Below are 26,678 nucleotides of genomic sequence, written 5' to 3' on the forward strand. Positions count from 1 at the left end.
AGTGGCTGACCAGAATCCTGAACCTGCAAATAATGGCGATGAGACCGAACGCAGCGAGAAGCCAAGGCAGAAGTCGCGCCGGCGTTTCATCATCATCGGGGTGGTGATGGTGCTCATCGTCGGTGCGCTGCTCTTCTGGTGGCGCTCGACCTTCTACGAGGATACCGATGACGCGCAGATTGACGGTCACCTGATCCAAATCAGCACGCGGATCGCTGGCCAAGTGGTGAAGGTGTATGTAGAGGAGAACTCTCAAGTGAAGGCCGGCGACACGATCGCCGAGCTGGATCCGAAAGATTTCCAGGTAGCCGTACAGCAGGACGAGGCCAATTTGCAGGCAGCTGAGGCTGCCTACGAGGCGGCTAAAGTTAATGTGCCTATCACCGGCATCAATACCGGCAGTACGCTGCGTTCAGCTTCATCGGATGTAGAAGGGGCACAGGCGCAGGTCACGGCTAGTCGGCAGCAGTTGCAGGGAGCACAGGCCCAGATAGCGCAAGCGGAAGCCAACTATACGAAAGCCAAGCTTGACTTGGAGCGTTACACACCGCTGGTTCAGAAAGATGTCATTTCGAAGCAACAGTTCGACCAGGCGGTGGCGACTGCCGATGCTGACAAGGCAGCCCTCGACAACGCCAAGGCGAACGAGGCGGCTGCACGCGCACAGGTAAGGGTCTCGGAAGAAAGGGTCAAGCAGGCGGTAGCGCAATTCCAGAACGCACAATCGGCGCCGAAACAGATTCAAGCGCAGAAGGCGCGCGCAGACCAGGCAGCTGCCCAGGTCCAGCAAGCCAAGGCCCAGCTGGAACAAGCAAAGCTGAATTTGAGTTACACGAAAGTGATCGCCCCCGTTGACGGCATTGTCACCCGCAAGAGCGTGGAAGTGAACCAGAATGTCAGCGTCGGCCAGAATTTGATGACGCTCGTGTCCCTGGACGACATTTGGATTACGGCCAACTTCAAAGAGACTCAGCTCCGCGAGATGCGCGCCGGGCAGTCCGCGGTGATTAGCGTAGACGCCTATGGCGGTCGCAAATATGACGCCAAGGTCACCCAGATCGGTGGCGCTACTGGTTCCGTGCTGAGCCTCTTTCCGCCCGAAAACGCGACCGGCAACTATGTGAAGGTCGTCCAGCGGGTCCCGGTGAGGATCGACCTGGTCGATCCCCGAAATGAGAACAAAGACCATTTGCTGCGTCCTGGACTGTCGGTTGAGCCCAAGGTGAGGGTGAAGGAATAGAGAATACTTAGTGATTGGGCGGCAAAATCGAAGAAGAACTCATGAAGTCTTCGGGCACGGTCAGCATCCAATCAAGTGGAGGAAGCTAAGAAATGAGCTCTATGGCTGTGAAGGAACCAAAGCAGGCACTTGAAGTTGACCGGATCACGCCCCAATGGCACCAGCATGCAAACCCCATTCAGAAATTCGGCACCGTCATCAAGGACCTGCCGATTGGATTGGAGGAGGAAGTCCGACTAGAAGTCACCAAGCGGCTGAACCTGCTGCTGGCCGATACGGCCACCATTCGCGACCTGTACAAAAAGTCTCACTGGCAGGTAGCCGGGCCGACTTTCTACCAGCTTCATCTTCTATTCGACAAGCATTATGAGCAGCAAGCCGAGCTGATCGATACGATTGCCGAGCGGATCCAGATACTTGGCGGAGTGGCCGTCGCGTTGTCCGCGGATATAGCCGAACTTACCCGGTTGGAGCGAGCACCCCGTGATCGGGAAGAAGTTCCGGTGATCATCACCCGTCTTCTCGACGCTCATCATTCCATCTTGAAGGAAGTGCATGATTTCGCGAAGAAAGCCGCAGATCTGGGCGATGATGGGACCAACGATATGCTGGTCAGCGATGTGCTCCGCACGAATGAGCTTCAAGTGTGGTTTGTCAGCGAACATCTTGTCGAGATGCCTTTGATTCGCGCCAAATAAATTGTTTTTGAGGTGAGCAGGGCCAAGTCGGTTTAGGATTTGGCCCTTTACTTTCCGCCGAATCTCTGATTGCTTCGCACCGTTTTGATTTCCCTTTCATCTATATTCTCCAGTAGGCCATTTCTCTCCCATTGCTGTCCTTGATGCTCTGCTCCAACTCACTCTCCTGAGGCGTCACGATTCTGCCGGTTTGCAGAGTTCCTTGGAGCGCCGGGATTTTCGGAGGAAAATGGTTGAGTCTGGGGAAATGCCATGCCACTCGCTATCGATTTTTTCATTCAATACGGCTATGTGATTCTGTTCCTGTGGGTGTTGGCAGAGCAACTAGGGATGCCGATACCTAGCGCCCCTTTGCTGATCACCGCGGGTACGCTGACGGCCACCCACAAGCTGAATCTTCCGCTCGCCTTGATCTCCGTACTGCTCGCCAGCTTGATCAGCGACACCGTTTGGTATCACCTGGGGAAGCGTTTCGGGGGAACCGTCGTTCGCCTGGTGTGCCGTCTTTCGATGGAGTCGTCAACTTGTGTTCGGCGCACCGAGGATTACTTCACCAAACACGGTCCGGCTTCCTTGCTTCTGGCTAAATTCATACCCGGCCTGGGAACGGTTGCAGCCCCGATAGCTGGGCAGACAGCGATGAGGTATAGCACCTTCGCTGCCTATGATTCCGCGGGGATTCTGCTGTGGTGCCTTACCTTCATGCTGGTCGGACGCTTCTTCGGCGACGTGCTCAAAAAGAATCCCGGGGCGCTGGCGTGGACCGCGCACTTCTCGGTCGGCTTGTTTGCGCTTGCCGTTGTCGGTCTGCTCGTCTACCGCGTCTGGAAGCAGCAGGCGTTCCTGAAGCAGGTCCGGACGGCGCGCCTCGAACCGGAAGAGCTGAAGCGCATGCTCGACAGCGGCAAGCCTGTCTTCATTGTCGATCTACGTCATCCGCTCGATTACCTGCCCGATCCACGGGTTCTACCGGGTGCGGTGCGACTGACTCCGGACAAGCTGGTCGAGGCGAGTGATGAGATCCCGCGCGATCGCGATATTGTGCTTTACTGCACTTGTCCGAGCGAGGCCACTGCGGCCAAAATGGCGATGAATCTGCGCAAGCTCGGTGTTTACCGAGTGCGCCCGCTTCGCGGCGGATTCGATCTGTGGAAGCAGAAAGGCTTCCCGCTCGAGGATGTTCAGCCCGCGGTCTTACAAGCCTGACAAGGTACTCGCTGCTGTGGTGTCTCTGAAGCTGGAGTTGGGCGAGGATGGCAATTTTCGCTATATCGCTTCAAGAAAGCGACACGGAGAGCCTCGATGGCCTGGACCGAGAATTACCTTTGCGACGTTTGTGGGAGGGCCAAAATGGAAGGCCAGCAGGATTGGTGGCTGGCATTCGCCGAAACCATGTCGCCGACCGATCAGTCGCCAGTACAGCCGGTACTCCGTTTAACCCCTTGGAATGAGTTCCTATCTCATAGCTCTGATGTTCGGCACCTGTGCGGTGCTCGTTGCGCTCAAACCGAAGTGGATCGGTGGATGTCTCCGATCCTGAAAAGACTTCACTCGTAGGCCGGTATCATGTGCTGAAAGAAGCTGTGCGGTTGCGGAGCGTTGCGCCTTCCCGGACCCTTTATGTCCTTTAAGATAGGGGGGCTTGGTCAATTATTGGGGAGCGTGAGGCGTGGCGCATGACGATCTGCGGGACTTTATCAAGGTCCTTGAGAAGTCCGGAGAGTTGAAGCGAATTCGAGAGGAGGTCGATCCGATTCTGGAGATCTCCGAAATCACTGATAGGGTATGCAAGCTGGGCAAGACCAATGGTGCGAGCAAACATGCGGCCGGTGGACCGGCGCTCCTGTTCGAGAAAGTGAAAGGCTATCCCGGTTCGCGGGTACTGATGAACCAGTTTGGCAGCGAACGGCGCATGAAGCTGGCGTTGCATGTCGATTCGCTGGACGAGATTTCTGGGCGGATCCGCGAGTTCATGGAAGTGAAGTCACCGGAAGGCATGCTGCAGAAGCTGAAGATGCTGCCGATGCTGGCGGAAGTGGGCAAGTTCTTTCCGAAGACGATCGCCGCGCGCGACGCCCGCTGCAAGGAAGTGGTTCTGCGGGAGAAGTTCAGTGTGCTCGACTTTCCCGTGTTGCAGTGTTGGCCGGGTGACGGGGGGCGTTTCATCACGCTGCCGGGGGTCATCACTCGCGACCCCAAGTCCGGCAAGCGCAATATGGGCATGTACCGGATGCAGGTTTATGATGGCCAGACGACGGGGATGCACTGGCAGCGGCAGAAGATCGCGGCAGAGCATTTGCGGGAGCGGCTTCGCGAGGCCGCGGCTGCGGAAGCCGGCGGGAATGCAACGGCGGCGCATGTTACAGCCATGGCCGCAACGGCCGGCGGTACCCAGAACCTTGGCCCCGGCAATATGGCTTTCGGCAAGCTCAAGGATGCGCGGCTGGAGGTCGCGGTCGTGATCGGTACCGATCCGGAGACGACCTTTTCGGCCATCGTTCCGGCGCCGCCCGAGGTCGAAGAGTTTGTGATTGCCGGGTTCCTTCGTCAGAAGCCGGTCGAGTTAGTGAAATGCGAGACCGTCGATCTCGAAGTGCCGGCCCATGCCGAGATCGTTCTCGAAGGCTATGTGCGGTTGGATCAGCTGCGCGCGGAGGGGCCGTTCGGCGACCATACCGGCTTCTATACCATGCAGGACGAATATCCGGTCTTTCAGATTACCTGCATCACCCACCGGCGCGATCCGATCTACGCGGCGACCATTGTCGGCAAACCGCCGATGGAGGATGCGTGGATGGGCAAGGCGGTCGAGCGGATCTTTCTGCCGCTGATGCGCATGACCATTCCGGAGATTGTGGACATTAACCTGCCTGTCGAGGGCGTTTTTCACAATTTGATGATTGTGTCGATTCGCAAGTCCTACGCCGGGCAGGCGCGCAAGGTGATGAACGGCATCTGGGCGTTGGGCCAGGCGATGTTCACAAAATGCATTATCGTGGTCGATGAAGATTGCGATGTTCAGGACGTGGGCGAGGTGACTCTGCGCGTGGCAAACAATATCGATCCGGAGCGAGATATTCAGTTCACCTTAGGCCCGATCGACTCACTCGACCACGCCTCGCGCCTGCCGAACTTTGGCAGTAAAATGGGCATCGACGCAACGACCAAGTGGGCGGCTGAGGGGTTCACCCGGCCATGGCCGGCGATGCTCGAGATGGATCGAGTAACCAGGGCGCGGATCGACGCGATCTGGAAGAAGCTGGGCATCGATTGAGAAACGCGTTCGAACGCGCCTGGTGGCTGGCCTCATTGGTGTTGGCGACGAGTGCCGTCTCGGCACAAGTCATCGACGGATTCGCCTGGGTCGACATGAAGACCGACGCGCAAACGGTGGCCAAGGTCACCACCTTTCTCTCTGCCAAACCCTACACGGCCCTTCGCGAGATCGGCGTGATTGGCCAGCAGGCGTTGGTGATCGCCACGCTGCGCAAGGATCCGACTGCCAATCCGGGCAACGACGTCTTTACGGCCTATGGCGTCTCACTCAAGGATGGCTCCGTCGAGGAGCTGCTGAGCGGGACGAGCTTGAAGTACATCGACTGGCAGAAGTTCTACGACTACGACACGCCCGAACTGCTGGCCACCTATGACGACTGCGCGCAGTGCAAGGCGACGACCTTTCTCACTGCTTTCTATATCGACCGCAAGACTAAGCGGTGGGGCGCGCGATGGCGGCGCCAGATTGCCGGCGCGCCTATCTATTCCGCCGACACGGCCGGCGACCACGTCTATGCGCTGTTCATGAACGTCGACCAGCGGGTGGTGCTGGATACCTGGACGTCGTATCCCGAGCAAAAGAAATCGAGCCGGGGCGGCGAATATCTCTTCGAATACCGGATCGACCCGTTGAGCGACCAGGGGACTTCGCGGCCAGTGACCGGGCGGGACGCGCTGCCGGTGAAGCAGCGGCTTTGCAGGGGCGCCGATGTGGTCTTCGGGATTGCTGGCGGGCAGGAGAGCGCGGCTTGCAAGGGATTCGCGGGGACCGGTCAGAGAGCGCGTTGACACTCGACAGGATGGGTCGGATGCGGAGGTCTATGGCTTCAGCTCAAGGCTTTCAGACCGTGGCTTTCAGTTCGATCGAGACGAGATTGCGCACGGACCGGGCGGGGCGCTTGTCTTCTGTAACGACGAGCTTGAACGGGCCGTTCTTGGCATCGAGCGGCTGCCCGTTCATGGAGTCGGCGACGATCACGTCTCCGGGATGGAAGCTTGGGTCGGTCTCTGCCAGCGCCAGCACCGCCCTGTAGCCGTCGGAACCGGTGGCGACGATGTAGTCCGACAGCGCCTTGCCGTGAAGCTTGTCTCCGGTGGGTGCTCCGTACTTGGCGAGCAGGTCGATGAGCGGAACGCCGGAGTAGGTTTCGTCGGTTTTGGTGTGGGCGTTGTGGTAGCTGACGGTTTTGTGAGGAAGATCTTTGAACTCGGCCAAGGTAAGTGCTGTTCTCCGGCCGTCCACCATGACCTGCAACTCTGGGTTAGTAGCGGAGGCGACAACCGGGTTCGTGGCCGTGCGCGGCTGCTGAGCGGAGACCTGGGCCATTCCCAGTAGGAGCGAACAGACGAGACCAGCGGCTGCACCGAACTTGAATCGATGCTTTTCTGTTCCCCGCATGTTCACCGTCACCAAGGCTCCTTCAAAGCCACCGCGCCGCTCCTCGGCCTCGGCCCTCGTCCAAGCGGCTGGCGGACTCCAGCCAGGGGCCATTGCGGCGGTTCCGGTGGAGTCGCACGACGGAGCTTGGCTCGCAGCGAGTTGAGCCAGCGCTTGAGCAGCGGTTCGGGTTCCTGACGGTGGCGGCGGCGGATTTTGGCGGCGACTTCTTTGGATGGGTCGAGAGCCGGGTGCGGCTCGGATTTGGAGGTTGTCCAAAATCTCGGCTCGGAATGTAGGCGTTCGGAGTTGGGGCGCATGGCAACCTCCCAAAACAGCGATACGGCAAAACCGGATGGAGGGTGAATCTGACGAGAGCGCCGGCCTCCAGTATACTGAGCCTATGTCGATTGTGCGCAACATCGCTGGCATTGCCAAGGGCATGAGCATCACGTTCGGAGAAATGCTGAAGCCGACCGAGGTTGAGAACTATCCCGACGGCCCAGGGCCGCTGCGGGGAGCGGTATTTCAGGACCGCTTCCGGGGCGCGCACGTGCTCCAGCGGGATGAAAATGGCCTGGAAAAGTGTGTGGCCTGTTTCCTCTGCGCAGCCGCCTGCCCGTCGAACTGTATCTATATCGAGGCAGCGGAGAATACCGACGAAGTCCGGATCTCGAGCGCCGAGCGTTACGCCAAGGTCTATAACATTGATTACAACCGCTGCATTTTTTGCGGCTACTGCGTCGAGGCCTGCCCGACGGACGCGATCACCCATGGCCACGGCTTCGAGTTAGCCAGCTTGAACGCGACCAATCTGATCATGCGGAAGGAAGATATGCTGGCGACGTCGGTCGCGATGCCGGGAAGCCTGGCGGCACACTCCGACTCGGTCAAGTGAGTTTAGCGGGCTAGATTTCTGACCGAAACGAAGAGGCGCCGACTGGGAGATGCTACCCGATGGCGCCTATTTTCTTGCTTGACCGGAATGTCATCGCCGCACCTTCTGAGGGACAAAGCAGCACATGGCCAACACACTCAACCTGCTGAACGAACGAGAAGCACTCGCTGAGGCTGCGAACGTTAATGCTGCACGCGAACGAGTCGCGTCGGCTCGGCGTATTGTGATCAAGCTGGGAACGAACGTCATCATCCGCGACGACGGCGCGCCGGCTGTGGGCCTGATTCATGCGCTGGTCGAGTCGGCGATCAACCTTCGCCGGGATGGCAAACACGTCATTTTTGTCTCCTCCGGCGCGATCGCGCTAGGGGTGAGGCGCCTGGGTATGGAGTCGTCTCCGACTGAATTGGCGATGAAGCAGGCGTGCGCCGCGGTGGGTCAGAGCCAGTTGATGTCGCTCTACGAGAGCGGCTTTCAGCACTTCGATGTGGCGACTGCGCAAGTTCTGTTGACCGAAGACGACTTCCTCGATCCGGTGCGCTATTCCAACCTGAGGGCGACGCTGGAAACGCTGTTGACGCTGGGGGTTGTGCCGGTGATCAATGAAAACGATACCGTCTCGACCCTTGAATTGGAGCGGCCTGGGGGAAGTCCTATTGGCCGAGACTTCGCTGAGAGCCAACGAATTTTCGGCGACAACGATAAACTTTCCGCATTGGTGATGACCAAGATGGACGCCGATTTGTTGATCCTGCTTTCCGATGTAAGCGGCTTGTATTCGAAGCATCCCAGCGACCCTGAAGCGGAGTTGATCTCCGAGGTGAACGAGATTACTCCGGAACTTATTGCCGCTGCTGGAGCGGCGAATGGCCGCGGTCGAGGAGGCATGCTCACGAAAGTCGAAGCCGCGCGCATGGTGATGGACGCAGGCAAGCTGGCAATCATCGCGAGCGGCCGGACGCCTGGGGTGGTTGAGCGGGTGTGCGCCGGCGAGACGGCAGGCACGGTCTTCTTCAAAGAGGGGTCGAGATGAGCGCGGCGGCCGTAGAACCGGTGAAGGCAGGCGATGTTGCAGAGCTGGCGTTCGCAGCTAAACGAGCGGGGCGCAAGCTGGCTTCTCTTTCCGCTTCCGATAAAGATCAAATACTGTCACGAATTGCCGCATCTCTTGAGCGCCATGTCGCGGAGGTGCTTCGGGCAAACGAAGAAGACGCGGCTGAGGCGCGGGTCGCCGTCGACCGCGGCGAGATGTCAAAAGCTCTGTATCAGCGGCTGTTACTATCTCCGGAAAAGTTGCAAGGCATGATCGACGGTGTCAGAGCGGTTGCCAAGCTGGACGATCCGGCCGGGAAGATGTTGCAGCGGACGCTGCTCGACGACGGGCTGATTCTCGAAAAGGTCAGTGTGCCGCTTGGCCTGCTCGCGATTATCTTTGAGGCCCGTCCCGACGCCATCACTCAAATCAGCGCGCTGGCCATCAAGTCGGGAAATGCGGTTATTCTCAAGGGCGGCAGGGAAGTGGAGCGAACCATGGCCGCGGTGCTTGTGGCGATCCATGAGGCTTTGCGGGGCTCTGGTCTGGTGGATGAGGCGGCGGTGAGCGGCGTCTACGGGCGTGCTCCGGTCGAGGCATTGCTCAAGCTGAGTGGGACCATCGATCTGGTGATTCCGCGCGGGTCGAACGCCTTGGTGCAGCACATTCAGAACAACACCGACATCCCTGTGCTAGGCCATGCCGACGGAGTCTGCCACGTTTACATCGACGCCGCGGCGGATTTGGACATGGCTATTGCGATTGCGGTCGATAGCAAGGTGCAGTATCCGGCGGTCTGCAATGCGGCGGAGACGATTCTCGTTCATCGAGCGATTGCCGAGGCAGCTTTGCCGGCGTTGGCGGATGCTCTTGAAGCCAAACAGGTGAAGATTCGAGGAGACGGGCGCACGCGCGGTTTCCTGTCAGGTCATGCGGTTGACCTAGTTGGGGACGATGAGTGGCACACCGAGTATTCCGACCTGGTTGTGGCCGTTCGCGTAGTCGATGACCTGGATGAGGCTCTTGACCATATCGAACGCTACGGGTCGCACCATACCGATTCCATCGTCACCGAAGATGCCGACGCTGCCCGGCGCTTTTTGGACGAGGTCGATTCAGCCAACGTTCTGCATAACTGTTCGACGCGTTTTTCGGATGGCTTTCGCTACGGGTTCGGGTCGGAAGTTGGCATCAGCACGAGTAAGCTGCATGCCCGCGGTCCGGTCGGACTCGAGGGTTTGGTGACATATAAGTACCGGCTGCTGGGGCATGGGCAGGTGGTGAAGGACTATGCGGGAAAACCTGCACGGCCGTTCAAGCATCTTAAGCTTTGAGAATCCCCCTCAAGCCTAGGACCGCTTGAATGAGGCACTGGATTTCGCTTGGCAACGACTGGCTCTCTTGCTTTGAGGATTTTGATCTCAGACGCTGATCGTTTCCGTGCCTGCCAGCTCGAAGGTGAGGTTCACGGATCGCGCGCCACCTGGCCGAGTCCGATGGCGAACCCCGCGAGGAATGGTGAGCACTTGCCCGGGATCGAGTTCGAGCGATCCACCTTCAAATTCGATGGTCAGCCGTCCTTCAATCACCAGGAATGTCTCGTCGGAGTTGGGATGGAAATGCCAAGGGTATGGTTCTGTCATTGTGGAGATACGCACCACGTGGTCGTTGATCTCTGCGATGGGATGGTTGTCGTATCCCAGATGGGCCGGAGATTCTGACTTCAGGGTGATGACCTTGGGAAGGTCCTTCATCTTGATCCTCGTTTTTCCATGGAGATTGATCCGGTTCAGACCCGGATTCTTGGGTTCGCTACCGTATACAGCAGATCCGTGATCAAGTTCACCATGACATAGGTCAGCCCAACCGCCAGAATGCATCCCTGGACTAGCGCATAGTCACGGTTCGAGATGGCGGACACGGTGAGCCTCCCAATCCCGGGCCAACTAAAGATGGTCTCAGTGACAATCGCTCCGGCGAGCAGCGCGCCGAACTGCAATCCGACCAGCGTGAGTACCGGGATGATGGCATTGCGCAGGGCGTGTTTATAGACGACTGTGTTTTCCGTGAGGCCCTTGGCGCGAGCGGTGCGGATGTAGTCCTGGCCAAGTTCTTCGAGCATTGCCGTGCGGACCATGCGAGTCAGAATGGCTGCGAGTGCTCCGCCCATGGTGACGGCCGGCAAAATAAGATGACTGATGCCGCCGGCGCCGGAGACGGGGAGCCAGCCTAATTTGATCGAGATAAGCAATTGGAAGATGGGCCCGAGCGCGAGTGCGGGGAACGAGAGGCCAAGCAGGCTGACGATGCCGAGTAGGCGGTCCTGCCAGCGACCGCGGTGAAGAGCCGCCGTAACTCCGGCAGGTATGGCGAGCAGCAACGCCACGATCAGGGCGGCGAGGGTCAACTGCAGCGTGTATGGATATCGGGTCGTGATGAGGTGGGCGACGGTGTCGTTCAACCGGAGAGAGCGTCCAAAATCTCCGCGAACCACCCCGTGCCAGTAGTGCAGATACTGCTGGCCGAGAGGCACGTCGAGGCCGTAGGCGTGGCGTAGAGCGGCGATGTCGCCGGGGGCGGCGCCTTCGCCCAACATCTGTTGGATGGGGTCGCCGGGGACGAGATGGATGAGCAGAAAGACCAGCGAGACAACCAGCCACACGACCGGTATGGTGTAAGCGATCCGCTGGAGCAACGAACGAAGCGCCGGGCTGCTTGCGGTTTGCCAGATTTGTCTAGAAGTCATTCGGCTGCGGCTCCAGCCGTGGTGGCCATGCTGGTCGTCTTGGCCGAATTGCGGTCTCCGCCGCCCGTCGAGGACTCAGTTCCGGAGGCAGTTTTGTCGGCCTGCTCCAATTTCTCAATCATCACCCGGCTGATGCGCCGGCCGGCCATTTCGAGCACGCTGAGCCGCCTACCTTCAAACTCGGTGGAATCGCCTTCGCGAGGAATTCGACCGAAGCGAGTCAGCAGGAATCCAGCGAGAGTCTCGATGCCGCCTTCGCGGGGAAGCTTCCAATGCATCTGGGTTTCGAGGTCGCGGAGCTTGACGCTGCCGTCGATGATCAACCCTCCCGAGGCAGAGCGAAGCACGGCCTTTTCGGCAACATCGAATTCATCTTCAACCTCGCCGATGATCTGTTCGATCGCATCTTCCACGGTAACCAATCCCACTGTAGTGCCATACTCGTCGACCACAATGGCCATGTGCCGGCGGCGTTTTTGAAACTCCTGCAACAGATCGAGGACCGGCTTGGTTTCTGGAACGACGAGGACTTCTCGCATCACCTGTTGCAGGCGAAGTTCACTGAACGGCGATCCAGCGAAGCGGGTTTGCGCGGTCAGGCGAAAGTGCATCAGCCGCGAGATGTCCTTCGAGTAGACGACGCCGATGATGTATTCGGGGCCGCGAGCGGGATCGTAGACCGGCACTCGGGAATGCTGCTCCTCGACTATGCGGGCGCTGGCGACCTCGATGAGCATGTCAGCCGGGAGCGAAAAGATCCGCTGCCGCGGGATCATGATCTCGCGCGTAGGGATCTGGTTCAACTCCACCGCCCGGTGGATAACGGCTTCCTGGTATTCGGGCAACATGCCCATGCGGCGCGCGGCGGTGGCAATCAGCTTCAGTTCATCCGGCGAATGGACGGTGCCTTCCTGTCCCAATGGAGCGCGAAAGAGTTGCAGCACCAGTCGCGCCGAGCCATTCATGAATCGGACTGCCGGCCGCGTCAAGGAGATGAATAGATCCATCGGTCCAGCGACAGCAATGGCGATCTGCTCGGCTTTGCGCAGCGCGAGCGATTTAGGAACAAGTTCCCCGAGCAGGACATGAAGGTAAGTAATGAACGCGAAGGCCAGCGGCACAGCGATCAGGTGCGAATAGACGATGGCGTGCGGCACGTCACGGAGTAGATCTTCGAAGAGTCCCGCGACCACCGGCTCTCCGATCCAGCCGAGCGCCAGACTGCAGAGAGTGACGCCAAACTGAACAGTTGGCAGGAAGTCATCGAGGTTTTCCTGGAGGCGGCGGACGGCGCGGGCGCCGGCGACATGCTGCGCGATCATCTGCTCGATCCGCGTTTCTCTGACGCTGACCAGCGCGAACTCCGCGGCAACAAAAAACCCATTGGCCAGGATGAGCAACGCTACGGAGACGGCCCGAAAGAGCAGCAAACCGGACATTCTATTCGAAGTCTAGCATTCAGCGCCGATGGTGACAGTCCGGTGAATCCGGGAAAAGGCCGGAACCGGCGTGCGCGACTCTGCGTATCCTAGGAGGCAGGGTGGCGATGGCGTGAGTTCGAGACGACCATGCCCTAGGGGAGCAGCTTGGCGCAGCGAAAAGGTAAGACAAAATGGTGGCTGTGGGGCGGTATTGTCGCGCTCCTGATCGTTGTTGGACTGGCAGTGGGGATTGTCGCCCATGGCAGCCGGACCAAGATAGACCCGAGCCGCCTGGCTAAAGTCAGCCGGGGCGATCTTGCGAAAAGCGTGGTAGCGACCGGGAAAATACAACCTATCACCAAGGTCGAGTTGAAATCCAAAGCAAGCGGCATCGTCGAGAAGCTTTATGTGGACATCAACCAGATCGTCCACAAAGGCCAGGTGCTGGCGCAGCTGGACCAACAGGAGATTCTGGCCCAAGTGGCCGCGCAAAAGGCTCAATTGGAGGCGGCGACGGCCAATGTCGCAACCTATGAAGCTAACATCTCGCAGGACAAGGTGAATGCGGAAGCGCCAGACCTGCCGATGTATAAGAACACCCTCGACCGCAATCTTCAGATGGAGAAAGAAGGCGTCGTTTCGCAACAAGCTCTGGATGATGCCAACCGCAATTATCTTGCCGCACTGAACAAGCGTGATACCGCGCGGGCCACGATTGCTGTCGATCAAGCCAAGTTGAAGCAAGCGCAGGCGCAGGTGGCTCAGAGCCGGGCTAGCCTGGACCAACTTAACGAACAGCTGAGTTATACCACTCTGACGTCGCCGATGGACGGAGTCATCCTCTCGAGGGACGTTGAACTTGGCGACGCGGTAAGTTCGATCCTGGTCCTTGGCTCGACGGCCACGTTGGTGATGACGATTGGCGATATCAAGCAGGTCTACGTGCAGGGTAAGGTCGATGAGGCTGACATCGCTAACGTGTATCTTGGTCAGCCAGCGCGGATCAAAGTCGAATCCTTTCGCGATAAGACGTTCAATGGCAAGGTCACCAAAATTGCGCCGCTCGGGGTCGAGAAGGACAATGTGACCACGTTCGAAGTGCGGGTTTCAATCGATAATTCGACCGGCGAACTCAAAGCCAACATGACGGCGAATGCCGAGATTCTGGTCGAGGAGCATAAGAACACATTGATTGTTCCCGAGCAGGCGTTGACCTACGACAACAAGAAAAATGCGACCGTCAATGTGCCGGACGCGAGTGCGAAGGACGGACAGCGGAGTGTTCCGGTCAAAGTCGGAGTTGCGAATGGCAGTAACACGGAGATACTATCCGGCCTGAAAGAAGGCGATACCGTAGTTCTGGTGCAACAGTAAAGCGAGATCGTGATATCGACAAAAGCGTAGAAGGAGTGCGGTTATGCAAACGACGACTAGAGTGAGAAATGCGATTATGACGGCCGGCATTTGCGGTGGGCTTCTACTGGCGCCCGCGATCGCATCGGCGGCGGAAGCAAGCTTTGAACGCACACTGAACGTCAGTGGGAGTCCCAATCTCCAGGTTTCCACTGGATCAGGCTATATCCATATCTCTCCTGGCTCCGGCAGCCAGATCCACATCGTCGGTCATGTGAAGTCGAGTAATGGTGGCGGCTGGTTTGGCGGGGGCGGCTCCTCCGACGATCGGGTCAAGCAGGTGGCGGACAATCCTCCGATCGAACAGAGCGGCAACGACGTGCACATCGGTAGAAAGAACAGCGATTGGCTGCGGAACATCAGCATCGATTATGAGATTACGATGCCGCGAAATGCCAATGTCGAAGCGGGTACCGGTTCGGGGGATCTGCGTATCAGTGAGATTAGCGGCGGCCTCAAGGCTGGGACTGGTTCGGGCAGCATTGATGTCCACGGGATTGGCGGTGCCGTCGAACTTAACACAGGCTCCGGCGACATTCACGCCGAGCTGGTCAACCCGAGCATGACCAAAGCGCAGACCGGAAGCGGCAGTATTCGGCTGTACGGCGTGGTTGGATCGCTGAAGGCCGACACTGGTTCAGGAGAGATCGAGATTGAAGGCCAGCCAACCTCCGACTGGAAGCTACAGACGGGCTCAGGGAGCGTAGGCTTGGCGGTTGGCAATTCTCGCTTCAGCCTTGACGCCTCAACGGGTTCGGGAACCGTCCACAGCGATCCGCCGATCACCACCCACGGAAGTCTGGAGCGTCACCACGTGGTGGGAGATATCAACGGCGGCGGCCCAACGGTTCGCGTCGAAACCGGATCGGGCGACGTTCGCATTAAGTAGCGGCGGTTTTCAGCTTGATTCTGCTTACCGTTCACAACGAAATCTTATCAGGCGTCAACGAGAACAGCCTCGGCATGTGACCGAGGCTGTTCTCGTAGTGCTCTTAGGCTTCCTGCTTATCTCGGGTGATCCTCATCTTCCTTCTTTTGAGGAGCCGGCTTCGGCGCTGGTTTGGGGGTTGGTTTTGCCTGCGGATGGGCGGCGGCCGGAGGCGCCGGATGGGTTGCCGGGGCAGCGGCCGGACGAGTCTCCTTCGCTGGCGCTGGGTGCTCTTGGGGCCTTGAATTCTCCTCTGGTCTCGGTGTTTCTGGAGTCGCGGGGCGTTCCGTCGCCGGTCGTTGCGCCGGAGCCGCTTTCGGTGGAGCTTCGGTTCGGGCGGCTGGAGTTTCTGGCTGCGTTTTCACCGGCGCGGGCGCTTTCTCTGTTGGCTGGCCGGGACGTGCGCTGGTCGTCTCGGCGGGTGATGTCGGCTTTGCGACTGGGGTTTTCGCGGCCGGCTCCGGTGCTGCTGCTGACGTTCCTGCCTTCGGCTGCGGCGAGACCGCGGGCTTGCCTGGAGCAGATTTGAGAGCAGCCGCCTTCGCGGCTGGGGGTTGCGCGGTTGCCGGCCGTCCGGCCACCGCACCGGGGACGGGTTTCGGCAGAGAGGTAGCTGGCTGCGGTTTAGGCAGATTGACCGGAGCGAGTCTCGCCGGGTTTGCAGCGGGTGTCGCCTTGGCCAGACCGCGTGGTGTCACCAATGTTGGACGCGCAGCCGGGGCAGCGACATTCTGCTTGGGAACCAGAAGCGGATGGCTCGGCGCGGGCGCTGGAGGCGCGGCGTGCACAGGCGCGGCGGCGAGTTGCTGCTGCATGGCCGGGGTCAACTTTACCGCGGCTTGAGTCACCGGGCGTCCCGAGGACATGGCGGCAACGGGCACCGCCGTCACCTGCGCACGATGAGCGTATTGAATGTTGTTAGTGTTGATCTGGTTGATGTTGTTTACGGTCCGGGTGTTTGTGATGTAGGTGTTGTAGTTGTTGACGATCGTAGTGTTGTGGATGTTGGTGATGTTCACGTTGGTGACGTTAACCTGCCGCGCATAGGCCGGGCTGGCATGGTACCAGGGAACGAAGGGCTCGCCGACGCCGAGCGGGAACCAAGCGGCTACACCGCCACCTCCGCCGCCAATGCCGATGCCAATCGAGATGCCGGGTCCGCCGACGAACGCGACCAGTGCCGGGGAGTAAACGGGTACGACGGCGGGAGGTCCTGGAACCCAGCCCCAGCGCCCTTGAATGCTTGCCCAGCGCCCATAGTGGAAGGGAGCGTAACCCCAGGCGGCATCGTCGATCCAGGTATATCCCCAGGGGGCGACATACGCCCAGTGGCCAAGACTGTAAGGCCTCCAACCAGAGGGCACGCTGGAGGGATACCAGACCGGACCATAATCCGGGGTGGGCGCCCAGCTTCCGTTGGCGTCCAGATCGGAGAATCCTGGTGTTTCCCGGCTGACGTACTGTGCCGATTGTGAATTCAGAATGTCGTGGTCGCGGTTGATGCTCCATTGGTCGAGGGCGTCGAAGGCGGGTAGACCCACTGGATAGATGGTGATCGGGTCGGTCCCCGTCATCTGAACTGCCTGGCCTGCCGTCACTTCTTGATTGAGGCCTTCAGGGCCGGTGATCTGGACGGCGCCTGCATTGACGATCGCATCCGACCCCCCGTCGCCGGAAAAAGCATCGAAGCGGTAATCCCCTGGCTGGGTGATGATCGCCGAGCCATTCGGCGTATCGACCTCGACCGTGCTGCCCGGGTTTAACCCATAGATCCGGACGCGGATCGACCCTGCCGCCAGGCCAATCTGCTCATATTGGTCAGTGAGGTTGGTCAGCGTCACATCGGTACTTTGCCCCATACGGATGTCGGTCGAACCGGCGCCGATCTCGGCGCGCGAATTCTGATCGCAATAAAGGCGATCGCCGCTGGTCATCGGGTAGTTGTTCACGCCTGCTGCCCACTCAGTGGTCCCTGCAGCCATGAAAGAGACGTCTCCCTGGGTGTAGCCGATGCGGGCAACGAGCGCTGGCGGATCGTTAAGGGCGGCTTGAGAATTGTCTTGAGCGAACAGTGCAGCGGCGAGGAAAAAGGGGGCTGCTGCCGTGATTACGGCGAGACCCCGGAGCGTGCTGGTCTTGTTTATGTTAGCTATCTTCAACATGTTTCGTCTCTCCCGGACGTAATGGCCCGTTGCTGCTTGAAACCCAGCTTATTGCGAAATGATTTGGTGAATTGGAGGTGGAGGGTAGACCATCGCGAACCTGTTTTCTGTCTTCCGGCAGGCGAGTAACTGAATGGCTGCGTGTCTATTCCTGGCTTACGACAGCCTTAAGAGCTCTGCGGCGCCAGAGTTCTTCCGCACTCCTGGCTGATCCGACAGGGTAATGCCTTAGAACGTTCCCGAGTATACATCTTGAGGAATTGTGCTCGGAAGTGGTCAGCCAGGTGCCGGCCCTGCGCTACTACCTACTTACATAGCAGTAAGGTCGCACTTTATTCTGGCTAGCATCGGTAATGAATGAATCCATAAATTAGTGATGAGTGAATATTTTGCCACTTGTGCTTGCGACCCATTTCCAAGTAAACGTCTTCTAGGAGAACTCGTACACGATGCTGACAACTCGCGCTTACGCCGTACATTCCGCCACCACCTCTGCTGTCCCTTTTCAGTTCACCTATCGCGACCCGCGCGCCCAGGAAGTGGCGCTCGATATCCAGTTCTGTGGCATCTGTCATTCCGACATTCACCAGGCGCGCAACGAGTGGGGAGGCTCTCTATATCCCATGGTGCCGGGTCATGAAATCGTGGGGACGGTTCGCGCCGTCGGGGCGGAAGTCACGAAGTTCAAGGTTGGAGACTGGGCAGCGGTCGGCGTGATGGTCGATTCCTGCCGGGTGTGTGCCGCGTGCAAAGACGGCGAGGAGCAATACTGCGAAGGCACAGGCACAGTAGCCACCTACAATTCGCGCGATAAACAGGGCAACCTGACCTTTGGCGGCTATGCGGATCACATCGTTGTCGATCAGGCGTATGCATTGTCTCTGCCGAAGAAGCTCGATCCAGCGGCAGCCGCTCCGCTGCTCTGCGCCGGTATAACCACTTATTCGCCATTGAAGCACTGGAAAGCCGGGCCGGGAACGAAGGTTGGGATCGTAGGGCTGGGTGGACTCGGGCATCTGGGACTGAAGTTTGCTCATGCATTTGGGGCACATGTCGTCCAGTTCACTACGTCCGCTGCAAAGGCCGAAGATGCGTTACGACTCGGAGCGGATGAGGTAGTCCTTACAAAGGAAGAGGGCTGGGAGGCAAAGCATAAGCGGAGCTTTGATTTCATTCTCGACTGCGTATCGGCAAAACCACGACGTGAACACTTATCTTGGCCTGTTGAAGAGGGACGCAGTGATGTGTTCCGTCGGTATTCCAGAGGTTCCGGTATCCATTCGCACCTTTGCGGTAATGGGGCGTAGGACGTTTACAGGCTCGGGGGTCGGCGGTATTCAAGAGACCCAGCAGATGCTGGACTTCTGCGGGGAACATGGCATCGTTGCCGACATCGAGATGACGAGCTTTGAGAAGCTGGATGAGGCGTGGGATAGAGTGGTCAATGGCGATGTCAAGTACCGATTCGTGCTGGACACGAAGACTCTCTAGAACGTTGCCAGCCGGGACGATTGCCGGGAGTGGTGTTGCTCCATGGCGCTCCTCTTAGATGACTTGTCGTTAGAGGAGCGCAAACCCAAGCGCTGTGTTGACGATGGTCTTAACGACGCCGAGCGCAGCGTTGATGGCGGCTTCGACGGCCAGCAGCGCCAGGCCCTTCAGTGTTAGCAGTACATTCCGGGAGGCGTTTTTCTGGATGTCGAAGAGGATTGCGGCCTGTTGCTGGTTGATCTGGCCGGCTTTCAGTTGCGCCTCTAAACCAGCCAAGGTCTGGGCGATCTTGAGGAACTCCGTCTTGGCAAATGACTCCGCGTCACCGGCATCGTTCTCCAGAATGGGCAAAGCAGCACCGAGCATCTGAGAGGCGAGGGTTGCTACATCGAGCGCCATTGGCTTACTCCTTTTCCGGACGTGGTTATTTTTGGGTAGCAGGCGCAAGCGCTGCCTTGGAGGTCGTGCCGGTGCGCTTCAAGGCTATTTCGAGCTTGAGAATACTTTCGAAAGAGACCGAGATTCCAGACTGCGCGCTGCTGACGATGGCCGCGGAGATGGGACGGCCGGCACTCTTGTCGAGTTGATGAAAGTCATCGAACTGAGACTGCAGGTTTGTGATCTGCTGGACGAGGATGTCGTATTTCGGCATCGCGACTGCTCTCGCTTTGAGAACGGCCAAGCGGGCGGTGATGTCGTCATAGAAGGCTTGATCGAACGGAGTATCGGGAGTTGATTTTAATTTCGCGAAGTAGAGTTCTGCTTTTTGCTCTATGTCGGTGACGCCTTTGTCGAAGGTCTCATCATAGTCGCCAATGAGTTTGACGGCGCAGCCGCTCAGTGCTGAGCTTAAGATCGCCAACAAAAGTAGAAGACCGGTGACAGAGAGGAGTTGGCCTTGAATGGGCTTGGCTCTTCGGATGGCATTCATTGGCTTGGTCACAGGTTAGATCCAAACGACAGCTTTAAAGCACGGCAAGTATGCATGATCGGGAGCGCGGTTGTACTCAAAAATCTTTAAGGACGTCTACCTGGCTGCGACGAACCCTCATTAATCGGCAACCATGAGCTCGCCGGGAACGATCGGGCGGGTTCGCGGCAGAGCTCCGCGATAGGCTGCAAATCCCATCAGCAGAAGCGCCCCAGCAAAGACGGCCAGTTTGGCGAGACTGGCGGCGCGAGTTTGAGGCAGGAGCTTCCAAAGCACGAGTAGCAAAACCTGAGATACGGTAACTGCCCAAACTGTTCCATAAAAGTAGCGGCGTTCGGTGCCTTCTCCTTTGGTCGAAGTTCCGACGCGGGGCAACGCGCCGAGCGCTCCGAGCAAGAGAATGACTGCGCAAAGCGGCGAGTAGGCATGTTGATAGATTTGCTTCATGTACCATTTGCCAGTGGCTGCGGCGATAAACAGCCCGGCCAGGTTCAACAGTCCAAAGCTAAGCGCGGCGTTCCAGGCAAACGTATAGCAAACCCGCCGGTAGAGTGGGTTCGGCTTGTCTTCATCGAAGCGCAGGATGTAGGGTCGCGGTTCAACCCCAGGCAAACGTCCGCGCAACCCGGCGATCCCTGTAGCCGCTAACACAGCGGATAACCAGAGTAAATTGGCTCGACTGAAACCATGAGCGAAGAGCGTGAACGTCAAGGGCCCGGGCGCGAGAAAGAAGACAAAAATCCAGATCGGCCAATGGGCGAGCCGATAGAGAGCAGTGTTTCGCTCCCGGATCTTCCGTGCCTGGGCGTATTCAAGCTTGCCGGCATATCGCATATCTGAGAATTATGAGGCAATCGATCAGGAGCCGCCGCTATGCTCCGCCGCTGCGTCCGGCTCGGGATAATCGGTATCGTTGTCCTTGATCTGTTCATCTTGATCACGGTGGCCAAGCTGGCCATTTAAAGACTCATCGCTAGGGGATTGGCGTCGATCGGATTCAACGGCGCCCTTGTGCACATCGCTATCTGGGTGGTTCTCTTGTGGGGTATGTTCGGTCATGGCAGTGAGTGGATGAAGCATTGGGACCGGGGGTTGCATACTCGACGTTTGGATGGCCGCTACGCGACTACTGCCGAGAGGCTGACGGTTTTGGAGTGGGGTTGATGCGAACGCCCAGGGCATTCAGGCGGCTGCGCGCCTGCTGGGCTTCCGGGGTTTGAGGATAACGCTGGATGAGGCTGCGGAGCTCGCGAACGCCCGCGTCGCGCTGATTGAGGGCGATAAGGGCCTCTCCTTTGCGAAGCTGGGCTGCCGGGATCTTCGGATTTCCGGAGTACTGCTCGACGGTGGAGTCATAGGCTTTGATGGCGGCCTGATAGTTGCCCTGGCGGTAGGCAATCTCGCCGAGATAAAACTGGGCATTGCCGGCGAGATCGTCCTGGGGATAGTAGTGGAGCAGGTCAGTGAACTCCGATCCAGCGACGTCGTAGCGGGCTGAGTTGTAATCGCGCAGCGCACTCTGGTACAGATCTCCGACCGGCGGAGCCTGGGGGGCGGCTGCTTGCGGCGCCGGGCCCGTCGACGGGCTGGGCGCTGGCATTCCGCTCCCTGGCGCAGCGCCGGTTGGAGCTGCTTGAGGCGTGGAGAGATTCTGCGATTGCGATTGCAGATCCTGTATGGCCTTGTTGAGAGTGGCAACTCTGGCCTTCAGCTCATCGACCGAGTCATTGAGGGTTTGAACCTGGCCCGAGACTCCATCGACCTTGGTCGAGGTGGCATCGCTTTGCGCCTTCACGGTCTGCGACAAGCTTTCCATGGTCGAGGACATTTTGTTGACGCTGTCGGCGGTCTGTTCAACGAGGTGCTGCAGAACTCCCATGCTTTCGGCATTGGCGCGCTGCATCTGCTGCAGACTATCCTGCAAAGCCTGCACCTGGGTCTGCAGCTGGATCATGTCCTTGGACGCGGCAAAGGCGGAGGGAAATGAGAGAAAGATCGCCATGGCAGCGATCGGGGCGATCCTCAGGACTTGGAGTCGAGTCTTCTTCATCGGTTTTAGTCTATTCCACAGAACTGGCCGGAACTCTCATCGACCCAGACGTAACACCAAGAACTTGCAGTCCGGGCCGGCTTGAGTGGTGTCAAACCTAGCGATCGATCGAGAACTGGCCGCGGCGGTTCTGTTGCCAGCAAGTTTCATCGTGTTCGCTGCAGAATTGCTTTTCCTTGCCATAGCTGACAGTACGGATGCGGTCGGGACTGATGTGAGCATCGATCAGGGCCTTCTTAACAGCACTGGCGCGATTTTCACCCAGAGCCAGATTGTATTCGGTAGAACCGCGCTCGTCGCAATAACCTCCGATGACCACTTTAATGTTGGGGTGGGCGGACAGGTAAGCAGCGTCTTTAGCAATGACGCTCTGGGTCTGGGCGGTCACGTCGTAGCTGTCGTAGTCGAAGAAGACGTCCTGGACGTTCTGGCGGAAGCTAGCGTCGTCAGTCATGTTGTTACCGGAATCGCTGGTCGAGGAAGCCATCCCCGAGTTGACCGTGACCCGGGTCGTCGCATCAGCCGAGCCGCCGTCGCCGCGAGCGACCAGGTGGTAATTGGTCGAAGAAGTCGGATTCACGGTCTGCGTTCCCGAACTGGGCACTTTGCCAATGCCATCGATCGAAACATCTGTAGCGTCTGTCGTGTGCCAGGTGAGAGCGACTGCATCGCCCGGACTGACGACTGTCGGTGCGGCCGTGATGCTGGCTGTAGGCGCGGGAGATGTCATTGCCGGCGGCGGTGGAGGAGGGGGCGGGGCCGCTTTCTTTTTGCAGCCGCTCACGACCAGCAATGAGGCCAGAATGGCGAAGGATGCAAGATATTGGCGATGGTAGGTTTTCAAATGTTTTACCCTCTTTAAGAACTGCATGGTTTCGATCTCGTGTGCAAAATCAACCGGAATCATTTCCAACTCCAGTTTGGCATGGAGCTGTTGCTGCCGTGAGTGAGCTGTTGCTGTTGGCTGCCGTCCGCCAGCATGCTCCAGACCTCGGCGCGATGGTTGGTCTCGCGCTCGAAAACGATGTGCCGTCCGTCAGGCGCCCATGACGGAAAGTCGTTGCGGCCAGCGTCATGGGTGAGCTGGGTCCAGCGCTTGCTGGCAATATCCATGATGTAGATGTCTTGTCCTCCCGGCGCTCCCGGCCCGTACTTCCGGTCCCAGGCGAAAACGAGGAATTGTCCATTGGGCGACCAGGAGGGTGAGGTGGCGTAACCGCCGTCGGTCATCCGCTGGACATTGCCGCCATCGGTGTCGGCGGTATAGATCTGGGGCAGGCCGGTGCGGCCGCCGACCCAGGCTATCTGGGAGCCGGTCTTGGGATTCCAGCAGGGCGAGACATTGGGCCCTCGAAAGGACGTCACGGCGCGGGCGCCGCCACCGTTGGCGTCACTGATGTAGATCTGCGTATCTCCGGAGCGGCTGGATGAATAGGCCAGCTTGTTGCCATCGGCGGACCACGCCGGAGACTGGGTCGTTCCACCCGGTGATTGAAAGGCAACGGTCCGGTTCAGCACCAGCGAGTACATGCGGATGCTCCATCCACTGCCGCCGAGCGAAGTGAACGCAATGCGGGAATTGTCGGGCGAGATGTGGGGCGAGAGCGAGATGCTTCCTAGGTGAGTGACCTGACGGGCCCCCTGGCCGTCGTAGTCCATCTCCCAAACTTCTTTCGTGCCACTTTTCGAAGACACGTAGAAAATGTGGGTCTCGGCGATGCCGTTGATGCCTCCGCCAAGGCGGAGGATGATCTCGTCGGCAAAGCGGTGGGCGACGAGGCGGGCATTGTCCTGCGTGGCGACCTCGTTATATTGCTTGCCTAGCACCTGCGGACTCTGCGCGTTCTTGGCGTCGAAGAGCCAGCCGGAGACGACAACCCGGCCCCCGTTCACCGCCAGAGACCCGAAGGCGACCATCTCTGCGTTGCTGGGTGCGTTGGCCCATTCGCCAAGGTTGATCTGTTGCGGCGAGGCGGGAGTGGAGGGCGGCGCGATGCTCTTCGAAACCAGGTCGAAGATGCCGGCGTTGTTCAGGTCGTTGAAGAGGGTGGCGTCGAAGGTCGTCTTGAGCGCCGGGGTCTGCGGATCTTGCGAAGCCGGGGCGAAATCGGCGGCGGCTATGCGGATCTTTTGCGCGCCGAGATTGGTGCCGGTGCGCACCCAATCCTGGGCTCTGGCAACGCTAGAGGCGAGGAGTAAAACAGCGATCGAAACTGCCGACAGTGATACGGCACCAGGGAAGCTGGAAATCCGGGCGATGTTCTTCGTCATGCTCATTTCATGCTAACGCCAAGTCGTTCCTTGCGCTGGTCAATTGATAACCGGCTAGTGCCTTCCCAACTACGTCGAAACCAGCAGCGAGGCTCAATTTCCTTTCATCAAAGCGAACGCTAAGGCAAAGACAAGCGTGTTCCCTCGGCCTTCATCGCGAAGCGCGGCTAGTGATTCGGTCCCGAATATTCACAGTAGTATTCAACGCTGATACTGCTCTGGTTGTACCCGCTCGGCAGTGGACCGAAGGTGTCCACGCGCTGAACGGCGCGTAGACAGGAGGTGTCAAGTGTCGGGCTGCCGCTTGAGGCCATCACATGAACGTTGCTGGGCACGCCATCTCGCGAAACGCTGAAGTTGAGAAAGACACGCGCGCCTGCGGGGGTCGTGGGCTGGACTTCCTGCTGGTACCAGTTGCGGGCGACCGTACGCTTGATGATGTCCACGTAAAAAGGGAACTGCGAGCCGAAGTCGCCGCCTTTGATGTTCACCGGGTTGCTCGGGCCCTGGTTCGAACTGAGGCTGCGGGCCATGTTGGGGGCTGCCTCCCCGTAGGTTGCACGGTTCTGTGGGACGGGCACTGGGCTCGGATAGCGACTGGCCCGGGAATCGACCGGCTGACGCGGCTGCGGCTTTGGAGGAGGCTCATTCTGAGCTACTTTTTTGGGAGGCGCCGGCTTCGGCTGCTGTTTCACCGGGATCGGTATGGCGTCTGGCTCAGGCTGCTGAGTGGCTTTCGGTTGCGGCGCATCCGGCGCCGGAGCGGGGCTCGGTGTCGGCGTCGCCAGCACGCTCGGGGTGGGAGGCTGTTCCTGCGGGAGTGGGACGGCTGGCGCATTGCTGACTAAAGTCGCCTGGATGGCTCCCTGAGTGGTATTCGAGCCCCAACTTTCCCGGTGCAGATGCCCATGGATGAAACTCCAGCCCGCAATCGCCGCCGCCACGGTCAGGTGGAGCGCCAGAGATCCCGCGGTGAACTTGCCGATGTGGTCGTCTTGAGAGTCGAGTTGGATATGTGACGGCAAGGCTCTCTTAGTTTAAGGCAAGCGGTCCTGATGAGATTATTTTGTAGGTTTCGCCGATGCTTCACGCCATTCTTCTCGTTTCGGATTTTGCGCAGCGAAGTGGCGTTTGCGGAAGAGAGTGAGTTCTTCCATCGAAAGTGATGAGCACGCCCGGTGCAGGTGCAATAGCTTTGATAAACTAAGGGAACCGGAGAAACAGGCCGACGTAGCTCAGTTGGTAGAGCAGCCGATTCGTAATCGGCAGGTCAGCGGTTCAAGTCCGCTCGTCGGCTCCACAAAACAGAAGATTCACAGCTTTCTGTCCTCCGCTGCTCGTCTGTAAAAGCCGCTCATTTCAGTTGACAATATGCCGTATCTTTAAGTGCCGCCGTATCGGGTGACTTTCCGATTGAAGTGAACCGTGAGTACTCCGAAGTGACTCCCCAACCATTCTCCGGACTCTGGCCAGGCGTGACATAACGGTTCCGATTGGGATCTACAATGTATCCACAATTTTCCGGTAGGATGCATCCTTAACGTCACCCAGCAAAATGACGTCGCGAAGGATGACGGGCAGCCGCCCGATCGCGCCTCTAACCGCCTTCAGATCGGCGTACGCCCAATGTTACTCGGAACAAATAAACAGGTTGGCCTACGAATAAAAGTCGCCTAAGTCAGTTCTAAAGTTGAGATCCATCCGGGCAGGAACTTTACTGTTCCACCTCGGTGACGACACCGCGTCAAATCGAGGATCTCTCCCAAGGAGCGCTTACTTGCTTAAGTATCGAGCATCGACACGACAAGCAATTTTCTCGCTTCTTCTCCTCCTTTTTCTGCGCCCAGTCAGTTGGACCCAGGAGACTAGCAGCTGGACGCAAAGAGAATTGGCCTGGCGAGAGCATCGTACCGCGCTTCTGCTAAGCGAGCCTCCCCAAGGATGGCTCTCTGTGGTGGGCTTGAACTGGCTTACAGAAGGGGTGTCCGTCTCTGTAGGGTCGGCGAGTGATAACACCGTTCGCATGGATGACTGTTCACAACATCTGGGTGTCTTCCGTCTCAAGAATGGGAAAGTTACCATCTCGCCCCCGGTGGGAGGATTCCCCGGCAGCGTACACATTGACGGTCAACGAGCGAGCGAGCAGACCCTGCGTCCTTACTATGCATCAGAAGAGCCGTCGACAATCAGGGATGGCTCCGTAACGATCTACATCTTGTCGGATGGTGACAAGCTTGGCCTTAGCATCTGGGATACAAAGGCTCCCACCAGGCTACAATTTCGTGGCTTGCAGTATTTTCCGGCAAGCTCCAAGTATTTGATCCACGCTCGCTGGATCCCCTACAATCCGCCTCGGGTGGAAACACACACCTCAATCTTAGGGCTTCCCTCTGAAAGCACGGTGCCTGGAGCGGCGGAGTTCGTCCTCGAAGGCGAGACATTCCGGGTGGAGCCACTTGACATGGACGAAAGTCTGCTGCAGTTCGCCCTGGCCGATCGTACCAACGGGTCTACAACGTATGGCGGCGGTCGCTATCTCACCACCGCTTATCCCGATCACGGCCTGCGAAATCCAGGGGAGATAGTGCTGAACATGAACAGGTTGTACAATCCTCCGTGCGCCTTCACGCACTACGTCAACTGCACACTGGCACCAGCTCAAAACCGGCTCTCGATCAAGTTAGAGGTCGGCGAGAAGAAATACTAGGATGGATAAAGTTGGGCTTTGCCTCGGCTCGTCAA

Annotated in this window: 26 protein-coding genes and 1 tRNA gene; 14 read left to right on the forward strand and 13 right to left on the reverse strand. The window is 58.6% G+C overall.

Annotated features, from left to right (window positions below; translation table 11 throughout):
- Nucleotide 1 precedes the first annotated feature (1 nt).
- From ACPOL_RS23185 to ACPOL_RS23210, 5 genes are all read left to right on the forward strand, one after another.
- Entirely contained in the window at nucleotides 2-1,240 is a 1,239-nt protein-coding gene (locus ACPOL_RS23185; RefSeq protein WP_114209156.1) for an HlyD family secretion protein, read from the forward strand.
- 92 nt (nucleotides 1,241-1,332) lie between these two features.
- Nucleotides 1,333-1,938: a Dps family protein gene (locus tag ACPOL_RS23190; RefSeq protein ID WP_114209157.1), complete on the forward strand. Its 606-nt coding sequence runs from the start codon at nucleotides 1,333-1,335 to the stop codon at nucleotides 1,936-1,938.
- 252 nt (nucleotides 1,939-2,190) lie between these two features.
- Nucleotides 2,191-3,144, forward strand: a complete 954-nt coding sequence (locus ACPOL_RS23195) for a DedA family protein/thiosulfate sulfurtransferase GlpE (RefSeq protein WP_114209158.1) — start codon at nucleotides 2,191-2,193, stop codon at nucleotides 3,142-3,144.
- Between the two features lie 463 nt (nucleotides 3,145-3,607).
- The gene (locus tag ACPOL_RS23205) at nucleotides 3,608-5,212 is read left to right on the forward strand and encodes a UbiD family decarboxylase (protein WP_114209160.1); all 1,605 of its coding nucleotides are present in this window, start codon (nucleotides 3,608-3,610) and stop codon (nucleotides 5,210-5,212) included.
- Nucleotides 5,209-6,003, forward strand: a complete 795-nt coding sequence (locus ACPOL_RS23210) for a hypothetical protein (protein WP_114209161.1) — start codon at nucleotides 5,209-5,211, stop codon at nucleotides 6,001-6,003. Before ACPOL_RS23205 ends, ACPOL_RS23210 begins: the two co-directional genes overlap by 4 nt.
- 52 nt (nucleotides 6,004-6,055) lie before the next feature.
- Here ACPOL_RS23210 and ACPOL_RS23215 read toward each other — a convergent pair whose 3' ends face one another.
- The gene (locus ACPOL_RS23215; protein WP_161557532.1) at nucleotides 6,056-6,706 is read right to left on the reverse strand and encodes a molybdopterin-dependent oxidoreductase; all 651 of its coding nucleotides are present in this window, start codon (nucleotides 6,704-6,706) and stop codon (nucleotides 6,056-6,058) included.
- Between the two features lie 289 nt (nucleotides 6,707-6,995).
- On the opposite strand from ACPOL_RS23215, the gene ACPOL_RS23220 reads away from it, so the two are divergent.
- The 3 genes from ACPOL_RS23220 (at nucleotide 6,996) to ACPOL_RS23230 (ending at nucleotide 9,857) form a co-directional block, all read left to right on the forward strand.
- Nucleotides 6,996-7,490, forward strand: coding sequence for a NuoI/complex I 23 kDa subunit family protein (locus ACPOL_RS23220; protein ID WP_114211002.1), 495 nt, complete (start codon nucleotides 6,996-6,998; stop codon nucleotides 7,488-7,490).
- Between the two features lie 124 nt (nucleotides 7,491-7,614).
- A complete protein-coding gene (proB, locus tag ACPOL_RS23225; protein WP_114209162.1) occupies nucleotides 7,615-8,523 on the forward strand; it encodes a glutamate 5-kinase in 909 nt (302 codons plus the stop codon).
- Nucleotides 8,520-9,857, forward strand: a complete 1,338-nt coding sequence (locus tag ACPOL_RS23230; protein WP_114209163.1) for a glutamate-5-semialdehyde dehydrogenase — start codon at nucleotides 8,520-8,522, stop codon at nucleotides 9,855-9,857. Before proB ends, ACPOL_RS23230 begins: the two co-directional genes overlap by 4 nt.
- Nucleotides 9,858-9,944: 87 nt before the next feature.
- Here ACPOL_RS23230 and ACPOL_RS23235 read toward each other — a convergent pair whose 3' ends face one another.
- From ACPOL_RS23235 to ACPOL_RS23245, 3 genes are read right to left on the reverse strand one after another with little or no spacing between them, the layout of a single operon-like run.
- Nucleotides 9,945-10,277 (reverse strand): cupin domain-containing protein, encoded by a 333-nt coding sequence (locus ACPOL_RS23235; RefSeq protein WP_114209164.1) that lies wholly within the window; start codon nucleotides 10,275-10,277, stop codon nucleotides 9,945-9,947.
- Nucleotides 10,278-10,312: 35 nt separating this feature from the next.
- Entirely contained in the window at nucleotides 10,313-11,269 is a 957-nt protein-coding gene (locus tag ACPOL_RS23240) for an ABC transporter permease (protein ID WP_114209165.1), read from the reverse strand.
- Nucleotides 11,266-12,708, reverse strand: a complete 1,443-nt coding sequence (locus ACPOL_RS23245) for a hemolysin family protein (RefSeq protein ID WP_114209166.1) — start codon at nucleotides 12,706-12,708, stop codon at nucleotides 11,266-11,268. The genes ACPOL_RS23240 and ACPOL_RS23245 overlap by 4 nt, the downstream gene beginning before the upstream one ends.
- Before the next feature lie 147 nt (nucleotides 12,709-12,855).
- Between ACPOL_RS23245 and ACPOL_RS23250 the strand changes: the two genes are divergently transcribed.
- Nucleotides 12,856-14,064, forward strand: a complete 1,209-nt coding sequence (locus tag ACPOL_RS23250; RefSeq protein ID WP_114209167.1) for an efflux RND transporter periplasmic adaptor subunit — start codon at nucleotides 12,856-12,858, stop codon at nucleotides 14,062-14,064.
- A gap of 43 nt (nucleotides 14,065-14,107) precedes the next feature.
- The gene (locus ACPOL_RS23255) at nucleotides 14,108-14,992 is read left to right on the forward strand and encodes a DUF4097 family beta strand repeat-containing protein (protein ID WP_236656976.1); all 885 of its coding nucleotides are present in this window, start codon (nucleotides 14,108-14,110) and stop codon (nucleotides 14,990-14,992) included.
- 116 nt (nucleotides 14,993-15,108) lie between these two features.
- Here the strand turns inward: ACPOL_RS23255 and ACPOL_RS23260 are convergent, their stop codons facing one another.
- Nucleotides 15,109-17,193, reverse strand: coding sequence for a DUF6600 domain-containing protein (locus ACPOL_RS23260; protein WP_114209168.1), 2,085 nt, complete (start codon nucleotides 17,191-17,193; stop codon nucleotides 15,109-15,111).
- Between the two features lie 449 nt (nucleotides 17,194-17,642).
- Here ACPOL_RS23260 and ACPOL_RS23265 point away from each other — a divergent pair, with 449 nt between their 5' ends.
- Nucleotides 17,643-18,500, forward strand: a complete 858-nt coding sequence (locus ACPOL_RS23265) for an NAD(P)-dependent alcohol dehydrogenase (RefSeq protein ID WP_338026704.1) — start codon at nucleotides 17,643-17,645, stop codon at nucleotides 18,498-18,500.
- Entirely contained in the window at nucleotides 18,490-18,684 is a 195-nt protein-coding gene (locus ACPOL_RS35770; protein WP_338026705.1) for a hypothetical protein, read from the forward strand. The genes ACPOL_RS23265 and ACPOL_RS35770 overlap by 11 nt, the downstream gene beginning before the upstream one ends.
- A 69-nt stretch (nucleotides 18,685-18,753) precedes the next feature.
- Here ACPOL_RS35770 and ACPOL_RS23270 read toward each other — a convergent pair whose 3' ends face one another.
- From ACPOL_RS23270 to ACPOL_RS23305, 8 genes are all read right to left on the reverse strand, one after another.
- The gene (locus ACPOL_RS23270; RefSeq protein WP_114209169.1) at nucleotides 18,754-19,083 is read right to left on the reverse strand and encodes a hypothetical protein; all 330 of its coding nucleotides are present in this window, start codon (nucleotides 19,081-19,083) and stop codon (nucleotides 18,754-18,756) included.
- A gap of 25 nt (nucleotides 19,084-19,108) precedes the next feature.
- Nucleotides 19,109-19,627, reverse strand: a complete 519-nt coding sequence (locus ACPOL_RS23275) for a hypothetical protein (protein WP_150133111.1) — start codon at nucleotides 19,625-19,627, stop codon at nucleotides 19,109-19,111.
- 108 nt (nucleotides 19,628-19,735) lie between these two features.
- Nucleotides 19,736-20,449 (reverse strand): hypothetical protein, encoded by a 714-nt coding sequence (locus tag ACPOL_RS23280; RefSeq protein ID WP_114209171.1) that lies wholly within the window; start codon nucleotides 20,447-20,449, stop codon nucleotides 19,736-19,738.
- A 24-nt stretch (nucleotides 20,450-20,473) separates the two neighbouring features.
- A complete protein-coding gene (locus ACPOL_RS23285; RefSeq protein WP_236656977.1) occupies nucleotides 20,474-20,713 on the reverse strand; it encodes a hypothetical protein in 240 nt (79 codons plus the stop codon).
- Nucleotides 20,714-20,741: 28 nt separating this feature from the next.
- The gene (locus tag ACPOL_RS23290; protein WP_114209173.1) at nucleotides 20,742-21,665 is read right to left on the reverse strand and encodes a tetratricopeptide repeat protein; all 924 of its coding nucleotides are present in this window, start codon (nucleotides 21,663-21,665) and stop codon (nucleotides 20,742-20,744) included.
- Between the two features lie 97 nt (nucleotides 21,666-21,762).
- Nucleotides 21,763-22,572 carry an OmpA family protein gene (locus tag ACPOL_RS23295; RefSeq protein WP_236656978.1) on the reverse strand — a complete coding sequence of 270 codons (810 nt, stop codon included), beginning with the start codon at nucleotides 22,570-22,572 and terminating at the stop codon, nucleotides 21,763-21,765.
- Entirely contained in the window at nucleotides 22,569-23,936 is a 1,368-nt protein-coding gene (tolB, locus tag ACPOL_RS23300) for a Tol-Pal system beta propeller repeat protein TolB (protein WP_114209174.1), read from the reverse strand. Before tolB ends, ACPOL_RS23295 begins: the two co-directional genes overlap by 4 nt.
- 167 nt (nucleotides 23,937-24,103) lie before the next feature.
- Nucleotides 24,104-24,961, reverse strand: a complete 858-nt coding sequence (locus tag ACPOL_RS23305; protein WP_114209175.1) for a cell envelope integrity TolA family protein — start codon at nucleotides 24,959-24,961, stop codon at nucleotides 24,104-24,106.
- Nucleotides 24,962-25,160: 199 nt separating this feature from the next.
- Here ACPOL_RS23305 and ACPOL_RS23310 point away from each other — a divergent pair.
- Nucleotides 25,161-25,236, forward strand: a tRNA-Thr gene (locus ACPOL_RS23310).
- Nucleotides 25,237-25,959: 723 nt separating this feature from the next.
- On the forward strand, nucleotides 25,960-26,643 hold the full coding sequence (locus tag ACPOL_RS23315; protein WP_236656979.1) for a DUF1684 domain-containing protein: 684 nt from the start codon (nucleotides 25,960-25,962) through the stop codon (nucleotides 26,641-26,643).
- The last annotated feature ends 35 nt before the right edge of the window (nucleotides 26,644-26,678 follow it).

It is taken from the genome of Acidisarcina polymorpha, assembly GCF_003330725.1.
GTDB lineage: Bacteria > Acidobacteriota > Terriglobia > Terriglobales > Acidobacteriaceae > Acidisarcina > Acidisarcina polymorpha.